Below are 12,704 nucleotides of genomic sequence, written 5' to 3' on the forward strand. Positions count from 1 at the left end.
GCCCGTCAAGGAAACGAGCAGGCGGTCTAGACCGCGTACGAGGACGGGTGGGGCGGAAGGAGATTGGTGTGACGAGAGGGGCGCACACGCGACCGGCCCCGGCCGAAAAGGGCCGGGGCCGGTCGAGGCGATCGGGGGGCGATGCGCGCGGCCCTGGACAGGGCGGCGGAAGATGGTGCGGTCCTGACGGGATTTGCTGCGTTTGTCTGCGGCTTCGCCGCGGGCGCGGCCTCAGACAGGGCGGCGCCAGACGATGCGGCAGTAGAAGATGGTGCGGTCCTGACGGGATTTGAACCCGCGGCCTCCACCTTGACAGGGTGGCGAGCACTCCAAACTGCTCCACAGGACCTTGCGTGCGCGAACGCGCGTGCCCGACTCTACAGCAGCTCAGGCCCCCGGTCGAACCGGTTCCGGCGGGCTCACCGCGCCGGCGGCACCAGCGCGTCGACCGCCTTCACGATCCGCTTGTCGGAGATCGGATACGCCGTCCCCAGCGCGTGCGCGAAGTAGCTGACCCGCAGCTCCTCGATCATCCACCGCACGTCCCGCACCGCCCGCGGCACCGGCCGCCCGCGCGGCTGCTGCTCCAGCAGCCACGCGTACTCGTCCTGCATCTCCTTGACCTTCGCCATCCGCGCCCGGTCCCGCTCCGCGTTCGTCGGGAGTTGCTGGAGCCGGCGGTCCGCCGCGACGAGGTAGCGCAGCAGGTCCGGCAGCCGGCCCACGCCGTGCTCGGTGACGAAGCCCGGCTTCACCAGCCACGCCAACTGCTCGCGTACGTCCGCCGCCGACTCGGCCAGCACAGGGCTCTTGACGGCGCGTAGCCGACCCTCGCAGGCGTGCCAGGCCGCCAGGACCTCCTGCACCTGCCGGATGGTCCGCATCGTGGCGTCCACGATGTCGGCCCGTACGGCGTCGAAGAGCTTGCGGAAGCCCTCCTCGTCCCACGCGGGCCCGCCGCGGGCCGCGATGAGCCGGTCCGCGGAGGCGGTGACGCAGTCCTCGAAGAGGGCCTGTACGCCGCCGTGGGGCGTGCGGGAGAGCGCCAGCTTCGCCTGGTTGGGCAGCGTGCTGTTGGCGAACTTGGCGGGGTTGGAGGGCAGTTGGAGCAGGATCAGGCGGCGGGTGCCGGCCCACATGGCGGCCGTCTGCTCCGCCTCCGTGTCGTACAGCCGCACGGCGACGGTCTCGCCCTCGTCCACCAGCGCCGGGTACGCCTTGACGGTGTGGCCGCCGCGGCGGGTCTCGAAGGTGCGGGGGAGGGCGCCGACGGTCCAGGAGGTGAGCCCGGTGCGCCGGCCGAGCGCGGACCCGCCGTCGTCGCCGTCCGCGGGAGTTCCGGGAGTCCCGGGCGTTCCGCGGCCCCCCTTGCCGGCGCCCCGGCCGCCGGCCGACACCTCGTCGAACGCCCGCGTGATCGCCGCCTGCGTCTTGGGCTTGAGCCGCAGCCGCAGCTCCTCCAGGTCCTTCGACTCCGCCAGCCGCCGCCGCCGTTCGTCGGTGACGCGGAACGTGACCTTCAGGTGCTCCGGCACCTTGCCCCAGTCGAAGTCCTCGGCCGTGACCGGCACCCCCACCATCCGCTGGAGCTCGCGCGCCAGCACCGTCGTCAGCGGCTCCTGCACGGGCTGCGTCCGATCGCGCCCCTCCGGGGACGACGCCCGCTCCAGGAACGCCTTGGCGTAGTTCGGCGCCGGCACGTAGTTGCGCCGGATCGGCTTGGGCAGCGAGCGGATCAGCTCGGTGACCACGTCCTCGCGCAGCCCCGGGATCTGCCAGTCGAAGCCGTCCGGGACCACCTGGTTGAGGATCTGGAGCGGTACGTGCACGGTGACGCCGTCCGCGTCCGTGCCCGGCTCGAACTGGTACGTCACCCGCAGCTTCAGCTTCCCCTGCCACCAGGAGTCGGGGTAGTCGTCCTTGGTGACGCCCTCCGCCCGCTCGTTGATGAGCATCGACTTCTCGAAGTTCAGCAGCTCCGGCTCGTCGCGCTGCTTCTTCTTCCACCAGGAGTCGAAGTGCGCGCCGGACACGACGTCTTCGGGGACGCGCTGGTCGTAGAAGTCGAAGAGGGTCTCGTCGTCCACGAGGATGTCGCGGCGGCGGGCCCGGTGCTCCAGCTCCTCGACCTCGGTGAGCAGGCGGCGGTTGGCGGCGAAGAACTTGTGGTGCGTACGCCAGTCGCCCTCGACCAGCGCGTGCCGGATGAACAGGTCGCGGCAGGTCTCGGGGTCGATCCGGCCGTAGTTGACCGAGCGCCGGGCCACCAGCGGCACGCCGTAGAGCGTGACGCGCTCGTACGCCATGACCGCGGCCTGGTCCTTCTCCCAGTGCGGCTCGCTGTACGTGCGCTTGACCAGGTGCTGCGCCAGCGGCTCGACCCAGTCGGGCTCGACCTTCGCGTTGACCCGCGCCCACAGGCGGGAGGTCTCGACCAGCTCGGCGGACATGATCCAGCGCGGCGGCTTCTTGAAGAGCGCGGAGCCGGGGAACACGGCGAACTTCGCGCCGCGCGCGCCCAGGTACTCGTTCTTGGCGTCGGTGTCCTTGAGCCCGATGTGGCTGAGGAGCCCCGCGAGCAGCGACTGGTGGACGAGGTCGGGCGCCGCGTCCTGGTCCGCGGGGTGGATGTCCATGCCGCGGGCGATCGTGCGCAGTTGCGAGTAGATGTCCTGCCACTCGCGTATGCGCAGGTAGTTGAGGAACTCGCGCTTGCACATGCGGCGGAACGCGGACGAGGACAGCGCCTTCTGCTGCTCGCGTACGTACGTCCACAGGTTGAGGAACGTCGCGAAGTCGCTGGACTCGTCGCGGAAGCGGGCGTGGTGCTGGTCGGCCTGCTGCTGCTTGTCGGCGGGGCGCTCGCGCGGGTCCTGGATGGACAGGGCGGAGGCGATGACCATGACCTCGCGTACGCAGCCGTTGCGCTCGGCCTCCAGCACCATGCGGGCCAGCCGCGGGTCGACGGGCAACTGGGCGAGCTTGCGGCCGGTGTCGGTGAGGCGCTTTTTCGGGTCTTTCTGCGCCGTGTCCAGCGCGTGCAGCTCTTCGAGGAGCTGGACGCCGGCCTTGATGTTGCGGCTGTCCGGCGGGTCGATGAAGGGGAACTTCTCGATGTCGCCGAGGCCGGCGGCGGTCATCTGGAGGATGACGGACGCCAGGTTCGTCCGCAGGATCTCGGCGTCGGTGAACTCGGGGCGGGCGAGGAAGTCCTCCTCCGCGTACAGCCGGACGCAGATGCCGTCGGCGAGCCGGCCGCAGCGGCCCTTGCGCTGGTTGGCGCTGGCCTGCGAGATGGGCTCGATGGGCAGGCGCTGGACCTTGGTGCGGTGGCTGTAGCGGGAGATGCGGGCGAAGCCGGTGTCGATGACGTACCGGATGCCGGGGACGGTCAGCGACGTCTCCGCGACGTTCGTGGCCAGCACGACGCGCCGGCCGCCGTGGCGCTGGAAGACGCGGTGCTGCTCGGCGTGCGACAGGCGGGCGTAGAGGGGGAGGACCTCGGTGTCGCGGAGCCGCTGCTTGGCGAGCGCGTCCGCGGTGTCGCGGATCTCGCGCTCGCCGGAGAGGAAGACGAGGATGTCGCCGGAGCCGTCGCCCTCGGCCTGAAGCTCGTCGACGGCGTCGCAGATGGCGGAGATCTGGTCCCGGTCGCTGTCCTCCGCACCCTCTTCGAGCAGCGGGCGGTACCGCACCTCGACCGGGTACGTACGCCCGCTGACCTCGACGATCGGGGCGTCGCCGAAGTGCCGGGAGAAGCGCTCCGGGTCGATGGTCGCGGAGGTGATGACGACCTTGAGGTCGGGGCGGCGGGGGAGGAGCCTGGCGAGGTAGCCGAGCAGGAAGTCGATGTTCAGGCTGCGCTCGTGCGCCTCGTCGATGATGATCGTGTCGTACTGGCGCAGCTCGCGGTCCGTCTGGATCTCGGCGAGCAGGATGCCGTCCGTCATCAGCTTGACGAGCGTGTCACCGCCGACCTGGTCGGTGAACCGGACCTTCCACCCGACCGCCTCGCCGAGCGGGGTGCGCAGCTCCTCGGCCACGCGCTCGGCCACCGTGCGGGCGGCGATGCGGCGGGGCTGCGTGTGGCCGATGAGGCCCCGTACACCGCGGCCCAGCTCCAGGCAGATCTTGGGGATCTGGGTCGTCTTGCCGGACCCGGTCTCGCCCGCGACGATCACGACCTGGTGGTCGCGTATGGCCGCGAGGATGTCGTCCTTCTTCTGGCTGACCGGCAGCTCTTGCGGATACGACACGGGGGGCACCGCGGCGCGGCGGCGCTCGGCGGTCAGCTCCGCGGCGTCGACCGCGGTGGCGATCTCGGCGAGCACGGCGGCCCGCGCCTCCGGCTTGCGGACGCGGCGGGCGCCGTCGAGGCGACGGCCGAGCCGCTGCTCGTCGCGGAGCGTGAGGGCGGACAGGCGGGCGCCGAGGTCGGCGAAGCTGGGGGTGGCGGAAGTGGACATACGGAGTCAAGGATCTCACCCGGGCGGGGGCGTCGGCGAACTATTTCGGCGGGGCCGCGGGAGCCCTTCCGCTCACGCCGGCCGCAGCCGTACCCGCGCCGCGGCGCGCCGGAGGCCGGGAGCCGTAACGTACGCGGGATGGAGTGGGACGAGGCGCGTCTGCTGGCGCTGGAGGTGGAGGGCACCTACGGCCTGGCGGGGGGCGGGGACGGAGGGCTGCCGACGGTCACTGCCCCGGGCGTACGGGCGGTGTGGGCGTGGTCGCCGGGGGCACGGCTGGCGGCGGTGGCGGAGGACCTGGCGGGTACGGAGCACGCGCGCCGCCTGGCGACGGACCTGCGTGCCGTCGACTACGGGGCGGAGACGGCCCCGCCGCCGATGAGGGCCCTGGCCCGAACCCTGGGCGGAACCCTCACGGGCGGCCCCAGCTACGTCATCCCCCCGACCCTCCCGCCGCTGCCCCCGGCACCGCTCCCGCTCCTGGTCTCCGACGCCCCGGGCCGCCGCCGCGCGGCCGGCCTGCGCCGGCCGGCGAACTGGGCGCCGGGGGAGTGGGCCGACCTGACGGCGGGCACGCTGGGCCCGTGGGCGATGGCGATCGAGGACGACACCCCGGTCTCGATCTGCCACACCCCGGCGTCGACCGAGACCTCCGCGGAAGCCGGCGCCTGGACCCACCCCACCCACCGCGGCCGCCGCCTGGCCCCCCACACGGTCACGGCCTGGGCAGCCCTCCAACGCCCCCGCAACGAGGCGCTCTTCTACAGCACCACATCGGACAACCACCCCTCCCAAGCCGTAGCCCGCACCCTGAACCTCACCCCCCTGGGCTGGCTATGGACCCTCCACGAGGGGTGACTCACTCGTAGATCCTCGCCGCCGACGTGAAGCCCCCGCTAGTCCCGGCCGGACAGGGGTTGTCGCGGAAATGGGCGCGGGAAGCGCATCCAGCCGTGCGGCGCCGGCGAGGGGGTGTAGTCAGCGACACCCCGCAACCGGTGGTTCGCCGGATGGGCCGCCACCTACCGGAGCGGCGACCATTCCGTGACGGAATCGCGGAGGGAAGAATTGTGTGTCGACCTGAGGAGAGGCGCGTGCTGACGCGCCGTACGGTGCTGGCCGGTGCGACGGCGGCCGGTGCGGGGCTGGCGTGGGGGGCCGCGGGGAGCGCCGCCGCGGACGGGAGGGCGCGGCCGGTGTCGCGGCGGGCGGTGGACGCCGAGGTGGGGCGGCTGGAGCGGGAGCTGATCGCACTGCGGCGGGACATCCACCGGCATCCCGAGGGCCCGGGCGAGGAGGAGCGCACCGCCGGCGTGGTGGCGCGGGAGCTGCGGTCGGCCGGGCTTGCGGTGGCGACCGGGGTCGGCGGCCACGGCGTGGTCGGGGTGCTGCGCGGCTCGCGCCCGGGGCGGACCGTGGCGTACCGCGCGGACATGGACGCGGTGCCGCCCGGCGACATCGTCGGCGGCGGCACGGCGACGGCCCACCTGTGCGGGCACGACCTGCACACCACGGTGGGCATCGGTGCCGCACAGGTACTGGCCCGGCTGCGGCGGCACCTGCGCGGCACGGTGGTCTTCGTCTTCCAGCCCGCCGAAGAGAGGCTGGCGGGGGCGAGCGCGATGATCGAGGCGGGCGTGCTGGACAGCCCCCGGGTCGAGGAGATCCACGCCCTGCACTGCGGCCCGTTCCCGGTGGGCACGTTGGCGGTGACACCGGGGTACGGGCTGCCGGGGCAGGACCGCGGCCGGGTGACGCTGTCGGGGCCGGACGCCGCCGGCGCCGCGCAGCGGCTGGCCGCGGAGATCGGCGCGCTCGCCACCGTGACGCCGCCGCAGACGACGGCGGACGTGGCGCGGCAGGTCGTCGACGTCCAGACGCCGAACGGTCCGCTGGCCCGGTTCGTCGCCGCCCGGGCCCGGGTCGAGGGAGCCGCGGTGGGCTTCGCGTCGCGCTGCTGGCCGGAGGAGCGGTACGTGGAGGTACGGGCGGACATCCGCCGGCTGGCCGCGTCGTACCCGGGGGCCGAGGTGAGCTTCGAGCCCGGCCCGTTCCCCGCCATGGTCTGCCCGGAGCCCGACGCCCACCGGCTGGCCCGCCACCTCCACCGCACCCTCGGCCGAAACGCGGTCACCCGGCTGCACGCCGTCTTCCCCTTCAACGGCGAGGACTTCGCCCTCTTCCTGGACCGGGTCCCGGGCACGTACACCTTCCTCGGCGTCCACACCCCGGGCACCCCCATCACCGCGGGCTACCCGCACTACCCCGACTTCACCCCGGACGAACGCGCCATCGGCACCGGCGTACGGGCAATGGCGGGCTGGCTGGCCGAACGCGCCGCAAGCCCGCGACGCGGCGCCTAGTGCTGTGACTGCATAGGTTCGCCGGGTTGGTCGTCGTGACGGATGGATGTGTGGTGACTACGCCGTGAGGCGGTCTGCTTCGGCCAGCAGCAGATCGCCAAAGGGCTGAAAGTCAATGCTGCAGGCGTAGACGCCGCTGAAGACTCGGTGGATAGTTCCCCATTCCCAGATGGCGGTGGCATCCACGCCCGTGCGAGAAGCCAGTTGCTCAGTCCGTGCCCAGAGGTCGTCGCCGAGGTCCGGGTTGCAACGCACGATGGTGCCGAGATCGCACGCCGGTTCGGCCCGCAGCCCGGCTGGATCGATGAGCTTGTAGCTGCCGTCGCTCGCCTGCAGGGCGTTCATCTCGTGGATATCACCGTGGACCAGAACCGCGGACCGATCGTCGTGGGCAAGGCGACGACGATTCATGCAATTCAGCGCGTCCGCCACAGTGGCTGGCGAACACGGTCGCCCCGCCTGCTCCCATAGTTTCGGCAGCCGATCGGCGTACTGCTCAGCCAACTTCGCGCCGGTTGGAAGGTCAATGTCGGGACCGATCGGACGCCACAGGCGAACCGCCACTTCGCACAGCAAGTTGTGGCGGCTTGCAGGGTCGGCGACGATGTCGTACATCGGAGCCCCAAGGCGCTCCAGCAGAAGGGCTTGTCGACCCACGTCTTCGCCCAACAGCTTGGCGCATCCCCCTCCGTTCGCCAGACGCAACACCATGGCCTCCTGCCCGACGTCCCGACCTGGCACACCGATCTTGAGGACCGCCGGAGTCCCGTCAACAAGCGTCACCTCGACGACCAGGGCGGCGTGACCGCCCGCGAAGCTGGACCCGATCATCAGAGACCACTCCTGGGCCAGCGAGTCGAGCACGCCTGGCAACTCGTCCAGCCAGGATTCGTTCCCGTCGGCTATGACCGTCTTGCGGACCTGGTCAGGAATGTCGAGGCTCATACCGCCAACCTAGGGCCGTGACCGCCGCATTGGTTCGCCTGATTGGTTCAGGCTGCTGTCTTGAGGGGGCGCCCACCCCAGCGAATGCCTTTCTCGCTGCGGATGCGGGCGCGTTCCTTGCGTTCGGCGGCCAGGACGTCGCGGTGGCGGGCGTTGGCGTTGCGCCAGCGCAGGTAGGCGTGCAGGGCCCGGGTCTGCACCGTGTGGTTGGGATGGTGGGAGTTGGCGATGGTGAACTGCCGCAACGGCCCGAAGTGCGCCTCGATCGGGTTCGCCCAGGAGGCGTAGGTCGGGGTGAAGCACAGCTCGACGCGGTTCTTCTTCGCCCAGCGGCGGATCGTCTCGCCCTTGTGGGCGGACAAATTGTCCAGGATGACGTAGATGGGGGCGCCGTCCGGTCGGGCGGCTCGGACCGATCTGAGCGCGGCCAGCGTGTTCGCGGCGCCCTTCTTCCGGCGGTTGACGCCCCAGAGCGTGTCGTCACCGACCGAATAGCAGCCGTGGAAGTACCTGACGCCATGCGTGCGGTGGTAGGTCGCCGGGTGCCGCTCGGGGTGACTGGCCGGGGCCCAGCCCGCACCGCCGGTGGGGCGGATGCCGAGCGGGCCGAACTCGTCGAACGCGAAGACCCGGTCCGGGAAGCAGTCCAGGACCTCCTCGATCCGGTCCAGCTTCGCCTCCCGCTCCGGGTCCGGGGACTCCTTCCAGGTCTTGGTGCGCTGGAAGGTGACGCCGCGGCGGGCGAGCAGACGGCGTAACGCCTCGCGGCCGATGTGGATGACCCGCCCATGGACTTTCCGCAGGTGGGCCAGCAGTTTGCGGATGGACCAGCGAGTGAAGGGCTGGCCGAGCTTGGTCGGGCGGGTGGTGGCCGTCTGGATGACGAAGTCCTCGTCGTCAGGACTGAGCAGGCGGGGACGGCCTCCCGCCCACCGAGGGTCCAGACAGGCCAGGCCGATCTCGTTGAACCGGTGGATCACATCCCGGACGGTGTCCTCGTCGGCCTGCACCAGCCGGGCGATCACCGGGACCCGGTTCCCGCCGGCCGACGCCAACAGGATCATCGCGCGTCGGAAGCGGACCGAACTGGTGCTGCCCCGACGCACGATCTGCTGCAGCTTCTGCCCCTCCTGGTCGGTCAACCTGCGCACGCGGACAGGCTCAGCCACCACACCCCCAGCACTCGGATCGGACGATCACACAACATCCAACCGCCCCGACCACCAACCCGGCGAACCAATGTGGTCAGAGCACTAGCGGCTGCGGGCACGAGAATGCCCCCTCCGTGATCTCGGAGGGGGCGCTTTTGCTGCTCACGCTGTGTGGCTGGGGCCGGGGTCGAACCGGCGACCTTCCGCTTTTCAGGCGGACGCTCGTACCAACTGAGCTACCCAGCCCGATGGCTGGGGACCGGAGTCCCCAGTCGGGTGGCCCTCAGGCGTGCCTGAGGGTGGCGGTCCTGACGGGATTTGAACCCGCGGCCTCCACCTTGACAGGGTGGCGAGCACTCCAAACTGCTCCACAGGACCAGGCTTGCGCGAGCCCTAGTCTCGCACAGGTGATGCGTGTTCCCTACTGGGATTCTCCGTCGTCGGCTACGGGCCGTGACGTCGCTGGATCAGCGTAGCAGAACCCCCGCCGGGTCCCCTAAACGGCGCGGAGGGGGTGCCTAGAGGGCGAAGAGGCGGGCCGCGTTGTCGTGGCAGACCGCGCGGAGCCAGTCGTCGCCGAGGTTCTGCGTCGTCAGGGCGTCCAGGGCGTCCGCGTACGTGTACGGGGTGTTCGGGAAGTCCGTGCCCAGGAGGATGCGGTCGCGGAGGGCCGACAGGCGGGGGCGGGCGTGGGGCGGGAACGGGGCCGCGGCCTCGGCGAAGGCGGTGAACGCCATCGTGGTGTCCAGCATGACGTGCTCGTGGCGTTCCGCCAGCGTCAGGAAGTCCTCGTACTCCGGCATCCCCAGGTGCGCCACGACCAGCCGCAGCCGCGGGTGGCGCTTCAGCAGCGCCGCTATCGGGCCCGGTCCGGTGTACGGGCCCGGGACCGGGCCGGAGCCGCAGTGGGTGACGACCGGGAGGGCGGCGTCGGCGAGCAGGGTCCACACCTCGTCGAGCGCGGGGTCGTTCGGGTCGTACGCGCCGACCTGGACGTGGCACTTGAAGACCCGCGCCCCCTGCTCCACCGCCCGCCGTACGTCGTCCGCCGCGCCCGGCTCCGCGAAGAACGTCGCCGTGTGCAGGCAGTCCGGCGTGCGGGCGGCGAAGTCGGCGGACCAGTCGTTGAGCCACCGCGCCATGCCCGGCTTGTGCGGGTAGAGCATCGACGTGAACGCGCGCACCCCGAAGCCGCGCAGCAGTTCCACCCGCTCGGCCTCCTCCAGCCGGTACGTGATCGGCCACGGGCGGCCGACCAGCGGCCCGGCCGCGTCGAAGTACGCCCACACCTTCGCCAGCACCTGCCGCGGCATGAAGTGGGTGTGCACGTCGATCAGGTGCTCCAGCCCCAGCGCGCGGCGGAACGCCGCCACCCGGTACTGCTCGGCGTCAGTGCTGGTCACAGGGTTCCTCTTCCGGTTTCGGGCAGGGTGGTGTCAAGAATGTGTCTGCGTTGATCCTGCAATAGGCGGGAGGCGCTTCAGAAGGGGCCGGCCCGTTCCCCCGGCCCCCACCTGGGTGTGCGCGCGGCCGTCTGGCGTCACACTCGTCGTCCTGACGCATAAAATGTAGACAATGCGTACCGAAGAGGTCCTATCCGGGCTGGGTACGGGCGTCTGGCGCTGGGCGGCGCACACCGACCGGGTGGCGCTGGATGCGCAGACCGCCCGGCTGCTCGGGCTGCCGCCCGTGCAGGTCAGCATCCATGCCTCCGCGGTACGCGCCCGGCTGCACGGCGTCGACTTCATCGAGCTGAACGGCATCCTCGACCTCGCCCTCGCCGAGGGCACCCTCGCCGAGGGCCGGCTGCGCGTGGTCGACGCGCAGGGCGACGTCGTACGGGTGGTGCGCTGCCGGATGCGGGCGCTGGAGTCGGTGCCGGTGGAGCAGACGGAGATCGTCGGCACCGTCCAGGAGGTCATCGACACGCCCGAGCGGGCCGGGAGCGGCGACGGTCCGCTGGGGACCAGTGACTGGCGGCTGTCCCGGGAGGCGTTCCTGCTCTCCGCCGGCCGCGCGCTGGCCGAGGCGCGCTCCACCGACCAGGTGCTGCGGGTGGCGGCGTCGCTGTCGATGCCCGGGTTCTCGCCGGACGGCATGGCGGTGTTCGCGGTCGAGGGCGACGACCTGCTGCTCATCGGGCACCAGAGGCAGCGCGCCGAGGAAGCCGAGCCGTTCCGTGCCGTCTCGCTGGACGCCGCGTTCCCCGCCTCGGAGGCGGCGCGCACCGGCCGCGCCGTGTACATCGCCGGGCGCGAGGAGTACGCGCGCCGCTTCCCCGAGGCGTGGCGGCACGCCCGTACCGTGCCGCGCGGGTCGTGGGCGTTCCTGCCGCTGGTGGCGGACGGGCGGACGGTCGGGGCGTGGATGGCGGCGTTCGAGGACGCCGTGCCGTTCACGCCGGACGAGCGGTCGGTGCTGACGACGGTGGCGCGGATGCTGGCGCAGGCGCTGTCGGACGCGCACGTGCACGAGTCGGAGCGGGAGCTGGCGGACGGGCTCCAGCGCAGCATGATGCCGGCGGTCGCGCGCGTCCCCGGCTTCGACGTCGCCGCGCGGTACGTCCCCTCCGGCGGCGGGCTCCAGATCGGCGGCGACTGGTACGACGTGTTCGCGCTGCCCTCCGGGCAGACGGCCCTGGTCATCGGGGACGTGCAGGGGCACGACGTACGGGCCGCGGGGCTGATGAGCCAGTTGCGCATCGCGATCCGCGCGTACGCCTCCGAGGGCCACCGTCCGGACGCCGTGCTGGCCCGCGCCTCCGGCTTCCTCACCCGGCTCAACGAGCGGCAGGCCGGCGACCCCGCCGACGCCCGCTTCGCCACCTGCCTGTACCTCCAGGCGGACCCGGCGACCGGCACGCTGACCGTGGCCCGCGCCGGCCACCTCGACCCGGCGGTGGCGCTGCCCGACGGCACGATGATCATCCACCCGAGCGAGGGCGGTCTGCCGCTCGGCATCGAGGCCGACCCCGCCTACCCGGTCTCCGAGCACAAGATCGACCCGGACGAGACCATGCTCCTGTGCACCGACGGGCTGGTCGAGACCGGCGGCCACGACCTGTACAGCGGGCAGGCCCGGCTCGGCGCCGCGTTCTCGGCGACGCTCGGCGCGGGGCTGGAGGCGGTGGCGGACGCGATCGTGGACGCGGTCACCGGCCCCGGTTCGTACGCGACCCGCGGGCCGCACTCCGGGCGCAGCCAGGACGACATCGCCTTCGTCCTGCTCCGCACCGCGGGCGCGACGCGGCTGGCGCACCCGGAGTCGGAGCGGCACATGTACCTGGCCGTGCCGCAGTCGGAGCAGCAGCGCATCTCCGACGCCCGGCACCAACTGCGCGGCCTGCTCTACGACTGGGCGACGGCGGACCAGATCGACGCGGCGGAGCTGGCGCTCTCCGAGATGATCGCGAACGTCATGATGCACACGGACAGCACCGCCAACGTCATGGCGGACCTGACGGGTCCGCCCGGCCGGCGCGTCCTGCGCATGACGATCGCCGACGCGGACGGCAACCTTCCGCACCGCCGGCACCCGGGCGAGATGGCGTCGTCGGGCCGCGGGGTGCTGCTGCTCCAGGAGCTGTGCGACGGCTGGGGCGTGGAGCCCCGCGGGGACGGCAAGGCGATCTGGGCCGAGTTCCGCGAGCACGAGGAGCAGGTGAACGCCGAGCGGTGAACGCCGAGCGGTGAACGCCGGGTACGGAACACCGCGTTGCGCCGGGTCGTACGGCATCGTGAACAGAAGTACTGCTGTCGCTGAACAAAACGGTGGTCTGA

Annotated in this window: 7 protein-coding genes and 3 tRNA genes; 3 read left to right on the forward strand and 7 right to left on the reverse strand. The window is 71.9% G+C overall.

Features of this window, described 5'->3' with window-relative positions; genetic code table 11:
* Positions 1-274: 274 nt before the first annotated feature.
* Together QBL21_RS02220 and hrpA are read right to left on the reverse strand one after the other, a co-directional pair.
* Positions 275-349, reverse strand: a tRNA-Asp gene (locus QBL21_RS02220).
* A 70-nt stretch (positions 350-419) separates the two neighbouring features.
* Positions 420-4,466, reverse strand: coding sequence for an ATP-dependent RNA helicase HrpA (hrpA, locus tag QBL21_RS02225; protein WP_407560260.1), 4,047 nt, complete (start codon positions 4,464-4,466; stop codon positions 420-422).
* A gap of 138 nt (positions 4,467-4,604) precedes the next feature.
* Here hrpA and QBL21_RS02230 point away from each other — a divergent pair, with 138 nt between their 5' ends.
* On the forward strand, positions 4,605-5,324 hold the full coding sequence (locus QBL21_RS02230; protein ID WP_407560261.1) for a GNAT family N-acetyltransferase: 720 nt from the start codon (positions 4,605-4,607) through the stop codon (positions 5,322-5,324).
* Positions 5,325-5,560: 236 nt separating this feature from the next.
* Positions 5,561-6,829 (forward strand): M20 family metallopeptidase, encoded by a 1,269-nt coding sequence (locus QBL21_RS02235; RefSeq protein WP_407560262.1) that lies wholly within the window; start codon positions 5,561-5,563, stop codon positions 6,827-6,829.
* A 57-nt stretch (positions 6,830-6,886) separates the two neighbouring features.
* Here QBL21_RS02235 and QBL21_RS02240 read toward each other — a convergent pair whose 3' ends face one another.
* The 5 genes from QBL21_RS02240 to QBL21_RS02260 all read right to left on the reverse strand — a co-directional run bounded on the left by QBL21_RS02240 (position 6,887) and on the right by QBL21_RS02260 (position 10,328).
* On the reverse strand, positions 6,887-7,774 hold the full coding sequence (locus QBL21_RS02240) for an aminoglycoside phosphotransferase family protein (RefSeq protein WP_407560263.1): 888 nt from the start codon (positions 7,772-7,774) through the stop codon (positions 6,887-6,889).
* A gap of 47 nt (positions 7,775-7,821) precedes the next feature.
* Positions 7,822-8,943, reverse strand: a complete 1,122-nt coding sequence (locus tag QBL21_RS02245; RefSeq protein WP_407560264.1) for an IS630 family transposase — start codon at positions 8,941-8,943, stop codon at positions 7,822-7,824.
* A 154-nt stretch (positions 8,944-9,097) separates the two neighbouring features.
* A tRNA-Phe gene (locus QBL21_RS02250) sits at positions 9,098-9,171 on the reverse strand.
* A 54-nt stretch (positions 9,172-9,225) separates the two neighbouring features.
* Positions 9,226-9,303, reverse strand: a tRNA-Asp gene (locus QBL21_RS02255).
* Positions 9,304-9,443: 140 nt separating this feature from the next.
* Positions 9,444-10,328 carry an amidohydrolase family protein gene (locus tag QBL21_RS02260; protein ID WP_407560265.1) on the reverse strand — a complete coding sequence of 295 codons (885 nt, stop codon included), beginning with the start codon at positions 10,326-10,328 and terminating at the stop codon, positions 9,444-9,446.
* Positions 10,329-10,500: 172 nt separating this feature from the next.
* Between QBL21_RS02260 and QBL21_RS02265 the strand changes: the two genes are divergently transcribed.
* A complete protein-coding gene (locus tag QBL21_RS02265; RefSeq protein WP_407560266.1) occupies positions 10,501-12,603 on the forward strand; it encodes a SpoIIE family protein phosphatase in 2,103 nt (700 codons plus the stop codon).
* Positions 12,604-12,704 lie beyond the last annotated feature (101 nt).

This window comes from Streptomyces sp. 184 (assembly GCF_045781775.1).
Taxonomy (GTDB): Bacteria; Actinomycetota; Actinomycetes; order Streptomycetales; family Streptomycetaceae; genus Streptomyces.